Below are 19,301 nucleotides of genomic sequence, written 5' to 3' on the forward strand. Positions count from 1 at the left end.
GTCGGTCAGCTCCGCCGGGAGCGCTCCTGCTCGTCTGCCGCCCCGCCCGCCCCGACCAGCCCCTTGGAGACACCGGCGAGCCTCGGTTCGAAGCGCCTCATCTCCCGCTGACCGCCCGCCGCGATGACCGCGGGCAGGTAGCCGCGGACGCCCTGCATCCCGCGCAGCCACCACTGCGCGTACACGTGCGCCGAGCGCCGTTCGACGCCGGCCACGATCCGGTCGACGGCCGGCCCCAGCGGGTAGGTGCGGTTCGCGGGCCACGGCAGCCGCCGGCGCAGCTCGCGCATCACGTCGTTCTGGTCGGCGCCGCGCACCATGTCGGTGTCGGTCCAGGAGAGGTAGCCGACGCCCACCTTGACGCCCTTGTAGCCGACCTCGGCGCGCAGGCAGTGGGCGAAGGCCTCGACGCCGGACTTGGAGGCGCAGTACGCCGTCATCATCGGCGCGGGGGTGATCGCGGCGAGCGAAGCGATCTGGAGGAAGTAACCGCGGCTCTCCATGAGTACGGGCAGGAAGGCGCGGGCGGTGACGGCCCCGCCGATCAGGTTGACTTCGATGACACGGCGCCAGGCAACGGGGTCGGAGTCCGCGAACGGCCCGCCGGCGGCGACGCCCGCATTGGCTATCACTATGTCGACTTTCCCGAAGCGCTCCTTGACCTCCTGCGCGACGCGGGCCATCGCCTCGTGGTCGGTGACGTCGGCGTGCCAGTGGCCGCTGTCGGTGTGCAGCCGCTCGGAGACCTCCTTGAGCGCCTCCGGCTCCAGGCCCACCAGGGCGACCTTCGCGCCGCGCGCGGACAGCTTGCGGGCGAGCAGTTCACCGACCCCGCGGGCGGCGCCGGTGACGACAGCGACCTGGCCTTCCAGACTCCTGCGAGCGCTCACGCGGTCTTCTCCTTCGGTGCGTCGGATACGTCGGATACGGCGGATGCGCCGGATCCGCTGGATGTGTCGGATGCGCCGGCGTCGGAAGGTACGGCAAGTACGACGACCGCGGCCGGTACGGCAGGTACGGCGGACGGGCTCGGTACGGCAGCCGGGGCGGGCGGGCCGGCCGCGGAGCCCAAGTACCGGGTCGTCAGCTCGCGCACGGCGCCGGTAACGGCCTCGGGGGCCTCGACCGGCGTCATGTGCCCCATGCCGGTGAGTTCGGTCAGGCCCACGCAGTGCGGCAGCGCGACCGCGATCCGCCGGGCGTGCGCGACCGGGGTGAGCCGGTCGTCCCTGCCCACGAGGACGGCGGTCGGCACCGTCAGCCCGGCCAGTCCGGCGTCCAGGTCCAGCCCGGCCAGCACCTCGGACCAGGCGTGGCGCACCCCCGGAGGGCAGGCGTGCACGATGCGGGCGCAGGCCTCCACCCGGTCCGGAGCGGAGCCGGGCCCCATCGTCGCGTACTTGAGCACCGCGCGGCCGAGGGGCGTGACCGGCCCGAGCGGCGCGCGGGAGCCGAGCACCGCGCGGGTCGTACGGGTCCGCGCGCGCCCGGCGCGCAACGGCAGCACGGTCGCCTCCGCGACCAGCCGCGAACTGCCGGTGCTGCACAGCAGGGCGGCCGCGACGTGCTCGGCGAACTCGGGCCGGCCGGCGGCGGCCATGACGGTCATGCCGCCCATGGAGTGCCCGGCCACCACGGCCCGCTCGCCGGAGGCGAGGGCGGCCTCCAGCACGGCGGCCAGGTCGTCGGCGAGGGCGGTGGTGCTGTAGGCGGCGGCCGCCGGGCTGCGGCCGTGGCCGCGCTGGTCGTACGCGATGACCCGGTGGTCGCGGGACAGTTCGCGGATCTGCGCCGCCCAGAAGGCGGTGGAGCAGGTCCAGCCGTGGGAGAGCACGACGGCCGGGGCGCCTTCCGCCCCGTGCACCTCCACGTGCAGCCGGGCCCCGTCGGCGGAGACCGCGACCAGTTCGCGGGCGGCGGCCGGGGGCGCGTACCGGCCGGTGGTGACGTGTCCCGGCCGGCTCACGCGGCTCCCTCCCCGGCGGAAGCGGCCGGGGCGACGGCGGGAGCGGCCGGGGCGACGGCCGCGGAGCCGGCGGCCGGGGCGACGGCCGCGGAGCCGGCGTTCGGGGCGACGGCCGCGGAGCCGGCGTTCGGGGCGACGGCGACCGCGACCCGGTCCGGGCCGCGCTCGCGCACCCGTACGACCTCGTACTCCGAAAGGTCGACCGTGCGCGTCTCTCGGCGGAACTCCCCCGTCGTCCCCGGCCAGACGGTGGTGTTGCGGCCCTGGGAGTCGAGGTACCAGCTGGTGCACCCGCCGGTGTTCCACACGGTCCGCTCCATCCGCGCCTGGACGCGGCGGTTCCACTGGTTCACGGCGGAGGGCCGGGCGGCCAGCGCGGTGCGCCCGCCCAGGCTGCTCCCGTCGAGCAGGGAGAGCTGGCGCAGGTAGTCCGCCATGTAGTTCAGCTGGGACTCGATCATCAGGATCATCGAACTGTTCCCGAGGCCGGTGTTCGGGCCGATGATCGTCATCCAGTTCGGGAAGCCGGCCGCGGTCGCGCCGCGCAGCGCCTGCATCCCGTCCTTCCAGGCCTCCGCGAGGCTCTGCCCGTCGGCGCCCACCACCCGGTCGGCGATGGGCATGTCCGTGACGTGGAACCCGGTGCCGAAGATGATCGCGTCCACCTCGGTCTCGGTCCCGTCGGCGGCGACGAGGACCGAGCCCCTGATCTCCTTGAGCCCGGAGGCGACCAGGTCCACGTCGGGCCGGGCCAGCGCCGGGTAGTACTCGCTGGAGAGCAGGATCCGCTTGCAGCCGATCCGGTACGAGGGCGTGAGCTTGGCCCGCAGCGCCGGGTCCTTGATGGAACGCGCCATATTGGCCTTGGCCAGGGATTCGATCAGCCCGAGCTGGTTCGGGCGCTTGGTGAAGGCGCTGACCTGGAGCTCGCGGATCCCCCACAGCAGCCCGCGGCGGGCCGACTGGGTGAAGGGCAGCTGCCGGTGCAGCCACCGCTCGACGGCGCTGATGGCCCGGTCGGTGCGTGGCATGACCCACGGCGCCGTCCGCTGGAAGAGCGTCAGGCGCTCCGTCCGGGGGGCGATGGCGGGCACGATCTGGATCGCGGAGGCGCCCGTACCGATCATGGCGACGCGCTTGCCGGTCAGGTCGTAGTCGTGGTCCCAGCGCGCCGAGTGGAAGACCTTGCCGGGGAACCCGGCGAGCCCGGGGATCTCGGGCATCTTCGGGTCGGACAGCGGTCCGGTCGCCGACACCACGACGTCGGCGGTCAGGTCGCCCGCCGAGGTCTCGATCTGCCAGCGCAGCTCGTGCGCGTCCCAGCGCATCATCAGGACGTCGTGGCCGAGCCGGATGTGCCGGCGCAGCCCGAAGGTGTCGGCGACGTGCTCCAGGTAGGCCCGGATGGCGGGCTGCCCGGAGAAGGTCCGCGGCCAGTCGGGGTTCGGCGCGAAGGAGAAGGAGTAGAGGTGCGAGGGCACGTCGCAGGCGCACCCCGGATAGCTGTTGTCGCGCCAGGTGCCGCCGACCGAGTCGGCCCGCTCCAGCACGACGAAGTCGGTGATCCCCTCGCGCCGCAGCCGCACGGCGGCACCGAGTCCGCCGAACCCGGACCCGATCACCGCCACCCGTACGTGCTCGCGCCGGCCCCCACCGGCCTTCCTGGCCCTACCGCCCATGCCCGCCGCCTTCCGCACCGCAATCCGAAACCGCAACGCTGCCAGCAATCACTGGCACAATCGGGAGAGTAGAGCAGCTCCGTACCCATGGGTAGGGGTCGCGCCCGGAAAGTTACTGCGGGTACGCCCAAGGGGTGCACAGTGATCAGGCCCGGCATGATCCACACGTCACCCCCTAGGCTGCGCGTGTGGACACACCGGTGAAGAGAGAGGCGGAACCCGCCGTGGCGCGCGAGTACCGGACCGGGGAACTGGCCGAGGCGGCCGGCATCCCGGTGCGCACCCTGCGCTTCTACCGCGAGCGCAGGCTTCTCCCGCCGCCCCGCCGCGAGGGCCGCATCGCCTGGTACGGCGAGCACCACCTGGCCCGGCTGCGCACGATCGCCGCCCTGCTCGAACGCGGCCACACCCTCGGCGGCATCGCCGAGCTGACCGCCGCCTTCGAGAAGGGCCGCGACGCCAGCCAGCTGGGCGAGCTGCTCGGCATCGGCTGGTGGGAGGAGACCCCGGTCCGGCTCTCGCCGGAGGACCTGGCCGACTACTTCGAGGGCGAGGTGACCCCGGAGAACCTGGCGGCCTCGCTCGACCTCGGCTACCTCGCCACCGACGGCGAGGAGATCGTGCACGTCAGCCGGCGGCTGCTGGACGTCTCATCGGCCCTGGTCCGCGAGGGCGTACCGCTGTCGGCGGTACTGGAGACCGGCCGCCGGGTCCGCGAGCACGCGGACGCGCTGGCGGCGCTGTTCACCGAGCTGATATCCGCCCACATCGGGCAGGACGCCGTCGCGCGGCTGCGCCCGCTGGCCAAGAGCGTGGTCGAGGCGGAGCTGACGATGGCGATGGGCCGCCTGCACCAGCAGCTCCCGCCGGAGCCGGAGGCACCCCAGGCACCCGAGGCGTCCCAGGCGCCCGCACCACCCCAGGCGTCCCAGCCGCCGCGGCAGCCGGGAAGGCCTCAGACGCCCCAGCCGCCCCAGCCGCCTCAGCCGCCTCAGACGCCGAGTTCGTAGACGACGGTCACCGGCGCGTGGTCCGACCACCGCTCCGGGTGCGTCTCCGCCCGCTCGACGAAGGCCTTCACGGCCCTGGCCGCCAGGCCCGGGCTCGCCACCTGGAGGTCGATGCGCCAGCCCGCGTCGTTGTCGAAGGCCCGGCCCCGGTAGGACCACCAGGAGTACGGCCCGTCCGTCTCCGGGTGCAGCACGCGCACGACGTCGACGTACCCGGCCTCGGCGTACACCTTCCCCAGCCACTCGCGCTCCTCGGGCAGGAAGCCCGCGTTCTTGCGGTTGGTCTTCCAGTTCTTGAGGTCGGCCTCCTGGTGGCAGATGTTCCAGTCACCGCACACCACCACCTCCCGCCCGTCGGCGGCGGCCCGCGCCTTCAGCGCCCGCAGGTAGTCGAGGAACTCCCCCATGAACCGGTACTTCTCGTCCTGGCGCTCGGTGCCGGCCTCCCCGGACGGCAGGTACAGGCTCGCGACGGTGACGCCGGGCAGGTCGACCTCGACGTAGCGCCCGCTCGTGTCGAACTCGTCACTCCCGAAGCCCACCTGCACCCGTTCGGGTGCCCGCCGCGTGTACACGGCGACGCCGGCCCGCCCCTTGGCGGCGGCCGGCGCGAACACGGTGTGCCAGCCCTCGGGCGCCCCGGCCTCCGCCGGAATCTGCGCCGCCTCCGCCCGTACCTCCTGCAGGCAGACGACATCGGCGTCGGATCCGGCGAGCCACTCCACGAACCCCTTCTTGGCGGCGGCGCGGATCCCATTCACATTCACGGAGGTCACGGTGAGCATCCCTGCACCATAGCCGGAGGGATCCGTACGATATTCGAATGTCTCACGGTATAAACATCCGCGCCGTACCGTACGACCACCCGGACGCGGTGCGGCTCGACGCCCAGGTCCAGGTCGAATACCAGCAGCGCTACGACGGCGAGGGCGACGCCACCTTCCTCGACCCCGCCATGTTCGTCCCGCCGAACGGCCTCTACCTCCTCGCGTACGACGCCACCGGCACCCCGGTGGCCAGCGGCGGCTGGCGGGGCCAGGAGAAGAACGGCGAGGGCTACTCGGACGGCGACGCCGAGATCAAGCGGATGTACGTCGTCCCGCAGGCGCGCGGCCTGGGCCTGGCCCGCCGCATCCTGGCGGAACTGGAGACCGACGCCCGGGCGGCGGGCCGGCGCCGCATGGTCCTGGAGACCGGCGACCAGCAGCCGGAGGCCATCGCCCTCTACCTGTCGTCCGGCTACGCCCTGTCCGAGAAGTTCGGTTACTACCGCTTCCACGAGTCCAGCCGCTGCATGACGAAGCCGCTGCCCGCCGCCGGCTCCTGACGGACGGCCCCGGGCGCGCAGCGCCTGCCGCTGCCCCGACGGCGGCGGGCGCGGCGGACAGGGGCGCGACCGATCGGGGAACGGGCCCCGCCCGGCGGCCGCACCGGCCCGCAGGGCGCGACCGATCGGGGAACGCACCCCGCACGGCGTGCCGCACCGGCCCGGGCGGGCAGCGCCCCGCCCCCACCCGCCGGACCGGGCACCCGCCGTCAGCGGTCGAGCCAGGCCGCTTCGTCCGAGCCCCACCGGGACGGCCCGCGCGCCCAGTCCCCGAGGGGGCTCGCCGCGTACCGCAGCGTCCCGTACCCGGACTCCGCCTCCCGCAGCCACGGCTCCGGCGAGTACCCCGGCACCCCCGCGCCCGCCGTCGGAATCTCCCGCACCAGCCACGACGCCGTCCCGGCCAGGGAGAACCGCAGCGCGCGGCCGCCGCCCTCCGCCAGCGCCCGCAGCACACCCGCGGCCACCAGGTACCCCGTCCCGTGGTCCAGCGCCTGCGCCGGCAGCACCCCCGGGACGCCGCCCTCCCCGGCACACCGCGCGGCGATCCCGTACCCCGCCTGCACCAGCGAGTCGAAGCCCCGGCGCCCCGCCCACGGCCCGCGCCACCCCCACGCGCACAGCTGCGCCACCACCAGCCCCGGCCACCGCTCCAGCAGCTCCTCCGCGCCCAGCCCGAACCGCTCCAGCGCTCCCGGCCGGTACCCCGTCACCACCACGTCGGCCCCGTCGAGCAGCCCCTCCAGCACCCCCCGGTCACCCGCGTCCGCCAGGTCCAGCAGCGCGGACCGCTTCCCGAAGCCGGTGTCCGCGTACGCGTCGTCCGCCTCGGGCAGGCGCGGGGAGTCGATCCGCAGCACGTCCGCGCCCAGCAGCCCCAGCGTCCGCGTCGCGACGGGCCCGGCGATGACCCGGGTCAGGTCCAGCACCCGCACCCCGTCCGCCGGCAGCGCGCCCGGCCCGCGCACCCGCCCGCGCCCGGGCCCCCGTACCCACTCGACCAGCGGCTGCGGCTCCCCGTAGCCCGGCGCCACGGCGACGGCCAGCCCGCCCTCCGCGTACACCGCCTCCTGGGCCTGCGCCGCGTCCATCCCCGCGAGCGCCCCGCGCACCGCCTCTGGGGTCGCCGGCACGCCGAGCGCCCGTACCAGGGCGGCCTCGTGGTGCGGGTAGTTGGCGTGGGTCCGCACCCAGCCGTCGGCCGCCGGCCAGAACCCCGACAGCGGCGCGAAGCTCACCGGTGCGCGTCCCCGCACCCGCAGGTGCCGTTCGCTGACGAACGCCGTCGCCACGGCACCCTCGTCCACCACCACCGGCGCCGCGTCCAGGGCCGTGCCCCCGGCCCGTACGGCGGCCAGCTCGGCCGCCGCCAGCCCGCACACCCCGACGCAGGCCCGCGCCAACTCCCGCACCGGCAGCGACCCCGCCAGCCCGCTCGCCCCCCGATAGCTCACCCGTCCGGCCAACTCGGCGGCACCGCCGAGCGCTTCCCAAGCCTGAGCCGTAGCCCTGTCCACCGTGTCCATCCCCCGATACTCGCGCAGCCCCCGCCGCCCCCACCCGCCGACCGACCCCTGACGCCCCGCCCCCGCTCCGGCAACACCCCCGGCAACGCCGAAATCCCGGTAGCCATCCGGGAACTGGCGCCTGTCGGCTGTTCACTGCGCATGGCAGAGTGACCTGGCCAATGAGGTGGGGGGGTACGCAACCCGACGTGGGCGGATTACTGAACTCGCTCAGGAACGGCGAGGCCTGACCGAGGAACAGCCTCGGCAAGGAATCAACGAAACGATGGACCAGATGGAGCAAGCGCAGCGCAACGGGCACGTCCCGCAGCTCAGGAACCGGAAGTGACCCGGGGACAGTGGGGCTGCGCGGTCGCCCCCGTGGCCGGCCTGGCCACCGGTGTACTCGGTTCGGTGCTGCTGGCACCCGCCTGGCGGGCGTGCGACGTAGGGGTGAACGGCGCGGCCAACGGGCTCGCGCTGATCTTCTACGGAGCTCTGCTGGCGATCATGTCGGCGGTGTGGTGGGGGGTGCTCATCGGGTACGCAGGACGGGGGAACCTCACGGTCGCCCTCCTGGGCGGCACAGCCGGCTCGGCGGTGGCGGTGTGGATCTTCGTGGCTCTCCTCCAGGTTCCCGACGGCTACCGCTGCTGACGAGTCCGCCCCGACCGGTGATGCGCAGAGCACCTCGGGCGTCCGGCCAGCAGGCCGGCGTGCGTTCCCCTTCACCCCATCCCCGGCAAGCCCCGCACCGGGACGGGCAATCGGACACCGTCTCGGATACACCCCACAAACGCCGAGATCCCGCCCAGCCTCTCGGCTGAACGGGATCTCGTGACGATTCCTGAGAGCTACTCAAGAACTGTCGTCTGTGGACCTGTGGGGATTTGAACCCCAGACCCCCTCGATGCGAACGAGGTGCGCTACCAGACTGCGCCACAGGCCCTTGCGACGTGTGAAACATTAGCATCCCCGCGCGGGTGCTCCAAAACGGGTTGTCCGGAGCGTCCGCGCAGGTCACCGATCACTCGTTCGCGGCGCGCGGGCGGTCTTCGCTCTCGTACTGGTCGAAGAGCGGCGTCCGGCCCAGATCGCGGCCGCGGGGGCGGGGCGGGGCGGCCTGGGGCTTGGGCTCCGGCTTCGCGGGCGTCGGCGGGCCCGGCTGGGCGCGCAGGCGGGGTTCGGTCGGCTCGGCGGTGCTGGAGCGGGTGGCGCTCCAGCCGTCGGGGTTGACGGGGCCGGTGGCGCGGGGCGCGACCGGGGCCGTCACGTACGTCGGCAGCGGGACCGGCACCGGCTCCCAGCTGTCGCCGCGCGCCGGGCCGCGCTCGCGCTCGCGCTGCTGGTCCACCCACTCGGCGTGGTCGGTCTGCTCGACCAGCGCACGGCGCCCCGCCTCCTGCGGGGAGAGGGGGGGTGCGGGGTCCGGTTCGGTGGCGTCGGCGGGCTCCGGCTGTTCGCGGTGGCGCTGGGGGCGGTTCTCGCGGAGGCTGCGGGCGGCCGCCTCGGCGCGGCGCCGGTCCATCGTGAACTCGTAGCGCCGCCGCTCCTGGACGCGCAGGTGCACGATGTAGGCGCTCAGCAGCAGGGCCGGCACGGCCGGGGCCCACAGGTACCGGATGCCGCCGACGGCCGCGACGATGGCGCCGCCGCTGAAGGCGAGGAAGAGGAGCGCCGTGGTGCGCCGGCGGCGCGCGAGCACCTGGAGGCGCTGCTGGCGGCGGACCCGCTCGGCCTCCGCGGACCTCGGCTCGGCTCTGGTCGGGGGCACGCCGACGGCCCGGGCGTCGGCGTCCACGGAATTCACCGTTTCGGTCGCCGCGTCCGGGTCCGCGTGGGGCTGGGCCTCCGCCTGATCCTCACCGCGCTCACGCAGCCCCTTGGCGTAACGGCGCTCCATTCCCGCCCGGCCGGAAAGCAGCCGGATGGCGGTGGAGAAGCGTTCCGTCGGACGTGCTTCGTTCAGCTCGTCCTGCCTCCGGAGCCACATGGGCACCAAGTAGGCGGCCCAGGCCCCGACGATGACTGCGTAGATGAGGCCGCTGCTGCTCACACCTCACACCGTAGAGGGGTGCGGCCGAGGGGATCAGCCAATTGGGCCGGTGTGTCGCACGATCCGGCTGATATCACCGACTTTTTTTGTGATTCTTCGGATCAGGTTATGGGTGAATCACGCAGAAATTCGAACGCTTTTGCGATTACCTGCTTTACGCGGGTGCCGGCGGCGGACTTTCCCGTCGGCGCGTCCGGTGCCAGCGGCGCAGCAGCCCCTGCGGAACCTCCTCCGCCGTGAGCGCGAAGACCAGGTGGTCGCGCCACGCCCCGTCGATATGTAGATAACGCGGCCGCAGCCCCTCCTCACGGAACCCGAGCTTCTCCACGACGCGCCGGCTGGGCCCGTTCTCCGGGCGGATGCACACCTCGATCCGGTGCAGGCCGACCTTCTGGAAGCAGTGGTCCACGGCGAGCGCGACCGCCGTCGGCATCACCCCGCGCCCGGCCACGTCCCGGTCCACCCAGTAGCCCACGTGGGCGGCGCACATCGAGCCCCAGGTGATCCCGGCGACCGTCAGCTGGCCGACCAGCCGCCCCTGGTACTCGATGACGAAGGGCAGCATCCGGCCCGCGTTCGCCTCGGCCCGCAGATGGCGGACCATCTGCCGGTACGTCGGCCGGTGGATCACCGGCCCCCACGGCGCGGGCGGCGGGATGGTGGCCTCCCACGGCCGCAGCCAGTCGCGGTTGCGGCGGTTGACCTCGCGCCAGGCGCGCTGGTCCCGCAGCTTTATCGGCCGGAGCGTGACATCGCCGTCCGCCAGCACCACCGGCCAGGAAGGGCCGTTCAGCTCGGGCTCCCGGGCACCGCGTCCGGTCTGGGGTGGTCGCCGCCCCGGATCTGGTCGACGGCGTGCGGCAGGATCCGGGACAGCACCGCGAGACCGTCCTTCACCCCGCCCGTGGACCCGGGCAGGTTCACGATCAGGGTGCGGCCGGCGACGCCCGCCAGGCCCCGTGACAGGGCGGCGGTGGGAACCTTCGCCAGACCCTCCGCGCGGATGGCCTGCGGAATGCCGGGGATCTCGTAGTCCAGCACCCGGGCGGTGGCGTCCGGGGTCCGGTCGGTCGGCGAGATGCCGGTCCCGCCGGTGGTCAGGATGACGTCGTAGCCGGCGGCCACGCCCTCGCGCAGCGCCCCCTCGACGGGATCGCCGTCGGGTACCACGCGCGGGCCGTCCACCGTGAAGCCGAGCTTCTCCAGCGCCTCGGCCAGCAGCGGGCCGCCCTTGTCCGCGTACACCCCTTGCGAGGCACGGTTGGAGGCGGTGACGACGAGCGCCCGCCCCGGCAGGGCCTCGGCGGCGGGCCGCCGCGCCTCCTCGGCCCCGGCGGCCGCCGGCGGCACGTGGCTGTGCACCTCGCCGCCGCGCGGGGGCGTCACGGCCGGCTCCAGTCGCCCGACTTGCCGCCGGTCTTCTCCTCCACCCGGACGTCGGTGATCACCGCGCCCTTGTCGACGGCCTTCACCATGTCGATCACGGTGAGTCCGGCGACGGCGACCGCGGTCAGCGCCTCCATCTCGACGCCCGTACGGTCGGTGGTCTTGACGGTGGCGAGGATCTCCACGGCGTCGTCGGCGACCTTCAGGTCCACCTTCACCCCGGAGACCGCCAGCGGGTGGCAGAGCGGGATCAGGTCGGGCGTCTTCTTGGCCCCCATGATCCCGGCGATCCGCGCGGTGGCGAGGGCGTCGCCCTTCGGCACGCCCTCACCGCGCAGCAGCTCGATCACCCGGGGCGAGACGAGGACGCGGCCGCTGGCGCGCGCCGTCCGGGTGGTGACGTCCTTCTCCGAGACGTCGACCATCCGGGCCGCGCCGGCCTCGTCGATGTGCGTCAGCCTGCTGTGCGTACTCATGTCTGCGTGCCGCTCCCGCTCCGGGCCCCCTGGAGCCGTGGGGCCTGTGTGGTGCAACACGCTACCCGCACCGGCCGTTCCTCAGCCGAGCAGGATCACTTCCAGCTCGGCGCCGGGCTCCACCGAGGTGACGTCCTCCGGTACGACCATCAGCGAGTCGGCGTGCGCGAGCGCGGCGATCAGGTGCGAGCCGGATCCGCCGACCGGGGTGACCGTGCCGGCCTCGGCGTCGTACGCACCGCGCAGGAACTGGCGGCGGGCCGCCGGGGAGCGCAGCGGCTGGTCGGCCTTCAGCACGGCGCGCACGCTGGGCCGGGAGACCTCGGACTGCGGCAGGCCCATGAGCGCCCGGATCGCGGGACGCACGAACAGCTCGAAGGAGACGTAGGAGGACACCGGGTTGCCGGGCAGGGCCAGCAGCGGGGTGTGGTCGGGGCCGACGGTCCCGAAGCCCTGCGGCTTGCCGGGCTGCATGGCGAGCTTGCGGAAGTCGACGCCGCCGGCCGCCCCGCCCTCGCCGCCGGACCCGGCGGCGGCCAGGGCCTCCTTCACCACGTCGTAGGCGCCGACGCTGACGCCGCCCGTGGTGACGAGCAGGTCGGCGCGGATCAGCTGGTCCTCGATGGTGGAGCGCAGGGTGTCGGCGTCGTCGGCGACCGCGCCGACGCGGTAGGCGATGGCGCCGGCGTCGCGGGCGGCGGCGGCCAGGGCGAAGCTGTTGGAGTCGTAGATGGTCCCGGCGGCCAGCGCCTCACCCGGCTGGACCAGCTCGCTGCCGGTGGACAGGACGACCACGCGCGGCCGCGGGCGGACCCGCACGGTGCCGCGGCCGATCGCCGCCAGCAGCGCGATCTGCGGCGGGCCGAGGACCGTACCGGCGGCCAGCGCCAGGTCGCCGGCCTGTACGTCGCTTCCGCGCGAGCGCACGTGCGCGCGGGCCTCGGCCGCGCGGTGGACGCGTACCTCGCCGCCGGCGCCCTCGGGCGCCGCGCTGGCGGGGGTCATGCCGGAGGCGGCGCCGCCGCCCGTGCCGCCGTCGGTCCACTCGACCGGTACGACGGCTTCCGCGCCGGGCGGCAGCGGGGCGCCGGTCATGATGCGGGCGGCCTGGCCGGGGCCGACGGTGGGCAGCTCGCCGCTGCCGGCCGCCACGTCGCCGATGACGGCGAGCACCGCGGGGAACTCCTCGCTCGCACCCTGGACGTCAGCCGTCCGGACGGCGTAGCCGTCCATGGAGCTGTTGTCGAAGGGCGGCAGGGCGACGGGCACGGTGACGTCCTCGACCAGGACGCAGCCCTGGGCGTCCAGCAGCTGGAGCTCGATGGGTTCGAGCGGCCTGACGGCGGCGAGGACGTCGGCGAGGTGCTCGTCCACCGACCACAGGCGGTGGTGGCCGGTGTCCTGCGGTGCGCTGCTGCTCAAGGTGCTACATCTCCTCCGTGACGTAACGGCGAAGCCAGGTGCGGAACTCCGGGCCGAGGTCCTCACGTTCGCACGCGAGTCGGACGATGGCCCGCAGGTAGTCCCCCCGGTCCCCGGTGTCGTAGCGGCGGCCGCGGAAGACCACGCCGTGCACCGGGCCGCCCACGCTCTCGTCGGCGGCCAGCTTCTGCAGGGCGTCGGTGAGCTGGATCTCCCCACCGCGGCCCGGCTCGGTCTCCCGCAGTATGCCGAAGATCGCCGGGTCCAGGACATAGCGTCCGATGACGGCGTAGTTGCTGGGCGCCTCGGCCGGCTCCGGCTTCTCGACGAGTCCGGTGACGCGGACGACGCCGTCGTCGCCGGTCGGCTCGACGGCGGCGCAGCCGTAGAGGTGCACGCTGGCCGGGTCGACCTCCATCAGCGCGATGACGGTGCCGCCGGTGCGCGCGTGGACGTCGACCATCTGCCGCAGCAGCGGGTCGCGCGGGTCGATCAGGTCGTCGCCGAGGAGGACGGCGAACGGCTCGCTGCCCACGTGCGGCTCGGCGCACAGGACGGCGTGGCCGAGGCCGCGCGGGTCGCCCTGGCGGACGTAGTGCATGGTGGCCAGGTCGCTGGACTCCTGGACCTTCTTCAGCCGGTCGTCGTCACCCTTGGCGATCAGGGCGGATTCGAGCTCGTAGTTCCGGTCGAAGTGGTCCTCGAGGGGCCGCTTGTTACGTCCTGTGATCATGAGTACGTCGTCCAGGCCGGCGGAGACGGCTTCCTCGACCACGTACTGGATGGCCGGCTTGTCCACGACGGGGAGCATTTCCTTGGGCGTCGCCTTGGTCGCCGGGAGGAAGCGAGTGCCGAGGCCCGCAGCCGGAATGACGGCCTTCTTGATCACAGGGTGCGACTGAGTCATGGGCAGAACGATAGTGGGTCACGGCGGAGCACCGACGAGATTCCGGTAAATATGCCCGACTTGCTCCTTATATGAAAGGAATTGTGACAGGACTGTGGTAGAGAACCTGCCTGGGAATCACCCCTTCGCGCCCGAAAAGGCCTCCCTGCGCCGGGAACTCCTCGCCGCACGCCGGGCCTTGTCCCCCGGGGCCCGCAGCGCGGCGGCCCGCGCGCTCGCCCGCTCCGCGCTGACCCTGCCGGAACTGGCCGGCGCGCGTACGGTCGCCGCGTACGTCTCGGTCGGTGCGGAACCGGGAACCCGCGAACTCCTCGACGCCCTGCGGACGGCCGGCAAGCGCGTGCTGCTGCCCCTGCTGCTGCCCGACAACGACCTGGACTGGGCCGAGTACGAGGGCCCGGACAGCCTCGCCGAAGCAGCGCACCCGGGCAAGATGCGGCTGCTGGAACCCTCCGGCGCACCGCTCGGCCCGGACGCCGTGACCGGCACCGACGCCGTGCTGCTGCCCGGGCTGGCGGTGGACGCGCGCGGGATGCGGCTCGGCCGCGGCGGAGGCTCGTACGACCGGGTGCTGGCGCGGCTGGAGCGCGCCGGCGCGCATCCCGCCCTCGTGGTGCTCCTCTACGACGAAGAGGTGGTCGCGCGGGTCCCGGAGGAACCGCACGACCACCCCGTCCACGCGGTGGCCACCCCGTCGGGGGTGGTGCGCTTCACCGCGTGATCAGCTGCTGATCGGACCCCGTGGTCAGGGCTTGAGCGTCAGGGTGTCCACTGTCGACTTGTCGACGGCGCTCTTTCCGAAGGACCAGTCCAGCAGTTCACCCTTGGCCCACAGCTGCGTCTGGTCCGTGTACGTGCTGTCGTACGCGTGGCCCGAGGCGCCGGTCAGGTTGATCCAGCGGGACTTGTCCAGGTCGCCGAGGTTGACGACCATCCGCATCGACGGCACCCAGGTGACGTTGTAGCCGCTGGAGGCGTTCCAGCCGGTCGCGTTGACGGTGGCCTCGCCGCCGCCCAGGTTCCACGGGCCGCGGTTGAGGAGCCACTGCATGAAGCCGGGGCCCTCCTTGCCGATGGTCTGGTTCTTCAGCGTCAGCTGGTGGAGCCGGCCCCAGCTCCAGGTCGACTGGTCCTTGCCGAGCTTGGCCGTCAGCTCCCAGCGGGCGTCTTCCATGGCGCGGGCGAAGAGCTCGTCGCGGGTGGTGACCGGCTTGTCGTGGACGGTCTTCGGGGTGGCCTTCCACCACGGCGACTTCTCGTCCTTGACCAGCCGGCGGACCACCTCGAACCAGCGGTCGCCGCCGTCCGGCTGCGCCGAGTCGGGACCGCGCGTACCGCACTCGCGGACCGTCTGGGTGAGGTCGTCGTTCGGGCCGGTGCTCTCCTCACTGACGTTCATGCAGCTGCCCTCGATCCGCAGCTCCTTCGGCATCTTGTCGCCGAAGGCCAGCTTGAGGATGTTGCGCCACACGGCGTTGAAGTACGCAGCGGCCGCCGAGTCGGGCTCCTGCGTGTAGTTCCAGCCCTCCAGCAGCTTCTGCGCCGAGCGCACGTCCGGGTCCGAGACCTGGATCTTGGCCAGCATCGGGGTCAGCAGCGCGGCGATCTCACTGCTGTTGTCCATCTGCATGGTGCGCATGTCGTCGGTGGAGATCTTGCCGTTGTCCTTGGTCTTCGCCTCGATGAGGTCGTTGATCCGCTGGCTGCGGGCGCCGTAACCCCAGTCCGTGGTCAGCACGTACGGGTACTTGCCGGTGGCGGTGCCGGTGCCAGTGCCTGTGCCTGTGCCGGTGCCGGTACCTGTGCCGGTGCCGGACTCGGTGACGGCCTGGTTGGCGGTGACGATGTACCCGCGCGCCGGGTTGAGCTCCCAGGGCATCTCGTTCTGCGGGATGTAGCCGGTGTTGCCGTCCCGGCCGCCCTTCCAGGCGTACTTGGGGTCCCAGCCGGGCGCCGGCAGGCGGCCGTCGCCCTGGTTGCGGATCGGGATGCGGCCCGGGGCCTGGTAGCCGATGTTGCCGTTGGCGCCCTTGTTGTCGGCGTAGATCAGGTTCTGCGAGGGGACCTCGAAGTCGGCCGCCGCGGCGCGGAAGCTGTTGAAGTCCTTGGCGCGGTTGAGCTTGAACACGGCGTCCATCGACTTGCCCGGGTCCAGGGCGGTCCAGCGCAGGGCGACGGCGTAGCCGTCGCCGCGGTCGGGAGCCGAGCTGGGGACGGGGGCGCGGGAGCCGACGCTCTCGAGCTCGTCGCTGCGGTCGGAGATCAGCGGTCCGTTGTTGGTGGTGCGGACGGTGATCTTCTTGCTCTTGCCGCCGGCGACCTTGATCTCCTCTTCACGGGTGGTGAAGGGGACGACCTTGTTGTCGTAGACGTAGCCGTCGGGCCGGACCTGCTCCAGGTAGAGGTCGGTGACGTCGGCGCCGAGGTTCGTCATGCCCCAGGCGATGTCGGCGTTGTGGCCGATGACCACGCCGGGCATCCCGGAGAAGGTGAAGCCGGCGACGTCGTACTGGCACTGGGGCGAGGCGGCGCGGCAGTGCAGGCCCATCTGGTACCAGACCGAGGGCAGCTGCGGGGACAGGTGCGGGTCGTTCGCGAGGAGCGGCTTGCCGGTGGTCGTGTACTGGCCCGAGACGACCCAGGAGTTCGAGCCGATGCCGCTGCCGTTGGGGCCGAGGATGGCCGGGATCTCGTCCAGGGTCTTGGCGAGGGAACCGAGCTGCGTGCGCAGGCCCACGGTCGCGCCCTGGGCGGAGGCGTTGTCGGCGAGGCCGCTGGCGGTGCCCGTGCCCGCGGTGGGGGTCGTCGGCGAGCCGGCGGCCGTGCCCGTGCCGGTGTTCGCACCCGTGCCGGTGCCGGGGGTGGTGGTTCCCGTACCGCGGCCCGCGCCGGCACCCGTACCGGCGCCGGGCGTGCCCTGGGGCGCGTACTTGCCGCCCGCGACGGTGCCGCCCTCGACGATCGGCTTGTTCCGGTCGAAGGGGTACGGCGGGTAGAGCTCGTCGATCTGCGCCTGCGAGAGCTTGTTCGTCATCAGCGAGCGGTCGATCTCGTCCTGCATGTTGCCGCGCAGGTCCCAGGCCATCGCCTTGAGCCAGGCCACCGAGTCCACCGGCGACCAGCGCTCCGGCTGGTAGCCGTCGCTCAGGTCGAGGGCGGCGTGCTCGACGGAGAGGTCCTTGCCGGCCTTCCCCTTCAGGTACGCGTTGACTCCGTCGGCGTAGGCCTGGAGGTGCTTCTTCGTCTCCGGCGAGAGCTTCTTGTCGTACTCCTCCTGCGCGACCTGGCGCCAGCCGAGGGTGCGCAGGAAGGCGTCGGTCTCGACCTGGCCGGAGCCGAACATCTCCGACAGGCGGCCGGAGGTCATGTGACGGCGTACGTCCATCTCCCAGAACCGGTCCTGCGCGTGCACGAAGCCCTGCGCGCGGAAGAGGTCCTCGTCGTTGTCGGCGTAGAGCTGCGGAATGCCGTGCTCGTCGCGCTTCACGTCGACGGTCCCGGTCAGGCCTGGGACCTTGAGGGAGCCGGTCGTCTGCGGGAAGGAGGCGCGCACGGTGTCCACGCTCCAGTACGCGCCGTAGCCGAGGCCCGCCAAGAGCGCCAGGACCATGACGAGCACGAGCAGGCGTGCGCGTCGTCCCTTCTTCTTGACGGAAGGTCCGGATTCATTGGCGGGCATCGCTGTCCTTAGAGGGGCAGGGTGGTCCTGGGAGTGCTGGGAGCAACCATAGGCGCAGGACCGCCTTCGTTGATCCGCCAGGGGTCGAGGTCCGTAGGACAGGCGGCAACAGCCGTTTCACAATGTGGTTATCGCGTAAAGAGTGCGTCAAAGATTAGGTAAGGTAACGAAGTACTTGCCGTACGCGCCGCCGGAGGAACGATCCGCCAAGCGCGCTCTGAGGAAAGGGCCGCCCGCTGACTGTCCACACGCTCAACGAGCTCCTGCTGGTCTGTTCGCTCGTGCTGCTCGTCGCCGTCGCGGCGGTGCGCATCTCCTCACGCAGCGGCCTCCCCAGCCTGCTCATCTACCTCGGCATAGGCATCGCGATAGGCCAGGACGGCATCGGCAACGTCGTATTCGACAACGCCGAGCTGACGCAGGTCATCGGTTACGCGGCGCTCGTCGTCATCCTCGCCGAGGGCGGTCTGGGCACCAAGTGGAAAGAGATCAAGCCGGCGCTGCCGGCGGCGGTGGCCCTGTCGTTGGTCGGCGTCGCGGTCAGCGTGGGCGTGACGGCGGCGGGTGCGCACTATCTGGTCGGGCTGGAATGGCGCCAGGCGCTGCTGATCGGCGCGGTCGTCTCCTCGACCGACGCGGCGGCCGTCTTCTCCGTACTGCGCAAGGTTCCGCTTCCGTCCCGGGTGACGGGTGTCCTGGAGGCCGAGTCCGGCTTCAACGACGCCCCCGTCGTCATCCTGGTGGTGTCCTTCGCGACGGTCGGACCGGTGGACGAGTGGTACGTCCTGCTCGGCAAGATCGCGCTCGAGCTGTCGATCGGCATCGCGATCGGTCTGACGGTGGGCTTCCTGGGGGCGTACGGGCTGCGGCACGTGGCACTGCCGGCCTCCGGCCTGTACCCGATCGCGGTGATGGCGATAGCCGTGACCGCGTACGCGGCCGGCGCGATGGCGCACGGCTCCGGTTTCCTCGCGGTGTACCTGGCGGCGATGGTGCTGGGGAACGCGAAGCTGCCGCACTGGCCCGCCACGCGCGGGTTCGCGGACGGGCTCGGCTGGATCGCCCAGATCGGCATGTTCGTGCTGCTGGGCCTGCTGGTCACTCCGCACGAGCTGGTGCACGACTTCTGGCCCGCTGTGATCATCGGACTGGTGCTGACGATGGTGGCGCGGCCGCTGGAGGTCTTCGTCAGCCTGCTGCCCTTCCGGATCCCCTGGCAGGAACAGGCACTGATGTCATGGGCCGGCCTGCGCGGCGCCGTGCCCATCATCTTGGCCACGATCCCGATGGTGACGGGGATCGAGGGCAGCGACCGGGTATTCAACATCGTCTTCGTGCTCGTCGTCGTCTACACGCTGGTGCAGGGGCCGACGCTGCCCTGGCTGGCGCGCACGCTGAATCTGCGCGACACCGAGGAGGCCGCCTCGGACCTGGGGATCGAGTCGGCGCCGCTGGAGAAGCTGCGCGGGCACCTGCTCTCCTTCGCGATCCCGGCCGCCTCGCGGATGCACGGGGTGGAGGTCGGCGAGCTGCGGCTGCCGGCGGGAGCGTCGGTGACGCTGGTCGTCCGGGACGCGAAGAGCTTCGTGCCGGCGCCGTCGACCGTACTGCGCCGCGGGGACGAGCTGCTGGTGGTGGCCACGGATCCGGTCCGGGACGCGGCGGAGGCGCGACTGCGGGCGGTCGCGCGCGGCGGCAAGCTGGCGGGGTGGCTGGGAACCGGTGGCGGAACGTCACTCTGAGTGGCGGAAAGGGCGGCCCGGCGAGCGGCCCGAGCGATCTTTTCCTTTTAGAGCGGCATTCTAATTGGCCGGTTTCGGTGGCGTGTGGCCCGGCTTACACCCATTCCACAGGGTGCGGAATGCGAACTTCCAGTTAATCGCAGGTG

The 19,301-nt window shown here is 72.6% G+C and carries 17 protein-coding genes and 1 tRNA gene; 5 read left to right on the top strand and 13 right to left on the bottom strand.

All coding sequences use genetic code 11. From position 1 onward, the window contains the following. Nucleotides 1-5 precede the first annotated feature (5 nt). The 3 genes from AB0D45_RS25730 to AB0D45_RS25740 are packed head-to-tail and all read right to left on the bottom strand — an operon-like array spanning nt 6 to nt 3,645. Nucleotides 6-890 carry an SDR family oxidoreductase gene (locus AB0D45_RS25730; protein WP_362463054.1) on the bottom strand — a complete coding sequence of 295 codons (885 nt, stop codon included), beginning with the start codon at nt 888-890 and terminating at the stop codon, nt 6-8. After that, nucleotides 887-1,966, bottom strand: coding sequence for an alpha/beta hydrolase (locus AB0D45_RS25735; protein WP_362463057.1), 1,080 nt, complete (start codon nt 1,964-1,966; stop codon nt 887-889). Before AB0D45_RS25735 ends, AB0D45_RS25730 begins: the two co-directional genes overlap by 4 nt. Next, complete coding sequence (locus AB0D45_RS25740) at nt 1,963-3,645, bottom strand: NAD(P)/FAD-dependent oxidoreductase (RefSeq protein ID WP_362463060.1); 1,683 nt, start codon at nt 3,643-3,645, stop codon at nt 1,963-1,965. The genes AB0D45_RS25735 and AB0D45_RS25740 overlap by 4 nt, the downstream gene beginning before the upstream one ends. Nucleotides 3,646-3,833: 188 nt before the next feature. Here AB0D45_RS25740 and AB0D45_RS25745 point away from each other — a divergent pair, with 188 nt between their 5' ends. Next, nucleotides 3,834-4,655: a MerR family transcriptional regulator gene (locus AB0D45_RS25745; protein ID WP_362463062.1), complete on the top strand. Its 822-nt coding sequence runs from the start codon at nt 3,834-3,836 to the stop codon at nt 4,653-4,655. Here AB0D45_RS25745 and AB0D45_RS25750 read toward each other — a convergent pair. Next, nucleotides 4,637-5,440 carry an exodeoxyribonuclease III gene (locus AB0D45_RS25750; protein WP_362463065.1) on the bottom strand — a complete coding sequence of 268 codons (804 nt, stop codon included), beginning with the start codon at nt 5,438-5,440 and terminating at the stop codon, nt 4,637-4,639. The two genes, AB0D45_RS25745 and AB0D45_RS25750, sit on opposite strands and share 19 nt — an antisense overlap. Nucleotides 5,441-5,478: 38 nt before the next feature. On the opposite strand from AB0D45_RS25750, the gene AB0D45_RS25755 reads away from it, so the two are divergent. Further along, a complete protein-coding gene (locus AB0D45_RS25755) occupies nt 5,479-5,982 on the top strand; it encodes a GNAT family N-acetyltransferase (RefSeq protein ID WP_362463068.1) in 504 nt (167 codons plus the stop codon). A gap of 209 nt (nt 5,983-6,191) precedes the next feature. On the opposite strand, the gene AB0D45_RS25760 is transcribed toward AB0D45_RS25755, so the two are convergent. Beyond that, nucleotides 6,192-7,508 (bottom strand): CoA transferase, encoded by a 1,317-nt coding sequence (locus AB0D45_RS25760; RefSeq protein WP_362463071.1) that lies wholly within the window; start codon nt 7,506-7,508, stop codon nt 6,192-6,194. Nucleotides 7,509-7,832: 324 nt separating this feature from the next. Between AB0D45_RS25760 and AB0D45_RS25765 the strand changes: the two genes are divergently transcribed. After that, complete coding sequence (locus AB0D45_RS25765; protein ID WP_362463074.1) at nt 7,833-8,144, top strand: hypothetical protein; 312 nt, start codon at nt 7,833-7,835, stop codon at nt 8,142-8,144. Between the two features lie 218 nt (nt 8,145-8,362). Here AB0D45_RS25765 and AB0D45_RS25770 read toward each other — a convergent pair. The 7 genes from AB0D45_RS25770 to galU all read right to left on the bottom strand — a co-directional run bounded on the left by AB0D45_RS25770 (nt 8,363) and on the right by galU (nt 13,734). Then, nucleotides 8,363-8,436 (bottom strand) — tRNA-Ala (locus tag AB0D45_RS25770). 78 nt (nt 8,437-8,514) lie between these two features. Beyond that, complete coding sequence (locus tag AB0D45_RS25775; protein ID WP_362463076.1) at nt 8,515-9,543, bottom strand: hypothetical protein; 1,029 nt, start codon at nt 9,541-9,543, stop codon at nt 8,515-8,517. A gap of 154 nt (nt 9,544-9,697) precedes the next feature. Next, complete coding sequence (locus tag AB0D45_RS25780) at nt 9,698-10,315, bottom strand: GNAT family protein (RefSeq protein WP_362463079.1); 618 nt, start codon at nt 10,313-10,315, stop codon at nt 9,698-9,700. Nucleotides 10,316-10,332: 17 nt separating this feature from the next. Beyond that, nucleotides 10,333-10,839, bottom strand: coding sequence for a MogA/MoaB family molybdenum cofactor biosynthesis protein (locus AB0D45_RS25785; protein ID WP_362463129.1), 507 nt, complete (start codon nt 10,837-10,839; stop codon nt 10,333-10,335). An 86-nt stretch (nt 10,840-10,925) separates the two neighbouring features. Further along, a complete protein-coding gene (moaC, locus tag AB0D45_RS25790) occupies nt 10,926-11,405 on the bottom strand; it encodes a cyclic pyranopterin monophosphate synthase MoaC (RefSeq protein WP_361597419.1) in 480 nt (159 codons plus the stop codon). Between the two features lie 81 nt (nt 11,406-11,486). Next, on the bottom strand, nt 11,487-12,827 hold the full coding sequence (glp, locus tag AB0D45_RS25795) for a gephyrin-like molybdotransferase Glp (RefSeq protein WP_362463082.1): 1,341 nt from the start codon (nt 12,825-12,827) through the stop codon (nt 11,487-11,489). 4 nt (nt 12,828-12,831) lie between these two features. Beyond that, a complete protein-coding gene (gene galU / locus AB0D45_RS25800) occupies nt 12,832-13,734 on the bottom strand; it encodes a UTP--glucose-1-phosphate uridylyltransferase GalU (RefSeq protein WP_361597425.1) in 903 nt (300 codons plus the stop codon). A gap of 94 nt (nt 13,735-13,828) precedes the next feature. Between galU and AB0D45_RS25805 the strand changes: the two genes are divergently transcribed. Continuing rightward, nucleotides 13,829-14,455, top strand: a complete 627-nt coding sequence (locus AB0D45_RS25805; RefSeq protein ID WP_362463085.1) for a 5-formyltetrahydrofolate cyclo-ligase — start codon at nt 13,829-13,831, stop codon at nt 14,453-14,455. 24 nt (nt 14,456-14,479) lie between these two features. Here AB0D45_RS25805 and AB0D45_RS25810 read toward each other — a convergent pair whose 3' ends face one another. Then, entirely contained in the window at nt 14,480-17,413 is a 2,934-nt protein-coding gene (locus AB0D45_RS25810; RefSeq protein ID WP_362463088.1) for a penicillin acylase family protein, read from the bottom strand. Nucleotides 17,414-17,694: 281 nt separating this feature from the next. On the opposite strand from AB0D45_RS25810, the gene AB0D45_RS25815 reads away from it, so the two are divergent. Further along, nucleotides 17,695-19,155, top strand: coding sequence for a potassium/proton antiporter (locus AB0D45_RS25815; RefSeq protein ID WP_361597434.1), 1,461 nt, complete (start codon nt 17,695-17,697; stop codon nt 19,153-19,155). The last annotated feature ends 146 nt before the right edge of the window (nt 19,156-19,301 follow it).

Source organism: Streptomyces sp. NPDC048352, from assembly GCF_040651895.1.
GTDB lineage: Bacteria > Actinomycetota > Actinomycetes > Streptomycetales > Streptomycetaceae > Streptomyces.

Coding starts and splice junctions, on each gene's coding strand:
- AB0D45_RS25740 (WP_362463060.1), bottom strand. CDS start 3,645: ATGGGCGGTAGGGCCAGGAAGGCCGGTGGGGGCCGGCGCGAGCACGTA.
- AB0D45_RS25750 (WP_362463065.1), bottom strand. CDS start 5,440: ATGCTCACCGTGACCTCCGTGAATGTGAATGGGATCCGCGCCGCCGCC.
- AB0D45_RS25755 (WP_362463068.1), top strand. CDS start 5,479: ATGTCTCACGGTATAAACATCCGCGCCGTACCGTACGACCACCCGGAC.
- AB0D45_RS25760 (WP_362463071.1), bottom strand. CDS start 7,508: ATGGACACGGTGGACAGGGCTACGGCTCAGGCTTGGGAAGCGCTCGGC.
- moaC (WP_361597419.1), bottom strand. CDS start 11,405: ATGAGTACGCACAGCAGGCTGACGCACATCGACGAGGCCGGCGCGGCC.
- galU (WP_361597425.1), bottom strand. CDS start 13,734: ATGACTCAGTCGCACCCTGTGATCAAGAAGGCCGTCATTCCGGCTGCG.
- AB0D45_RS25810 (WP_362463088.1), bottom strand. CDS start 17,413: ATGCCCGCCAATGAATCCGGACCTTCCGTCAAGAAGAAGGGACGACGC.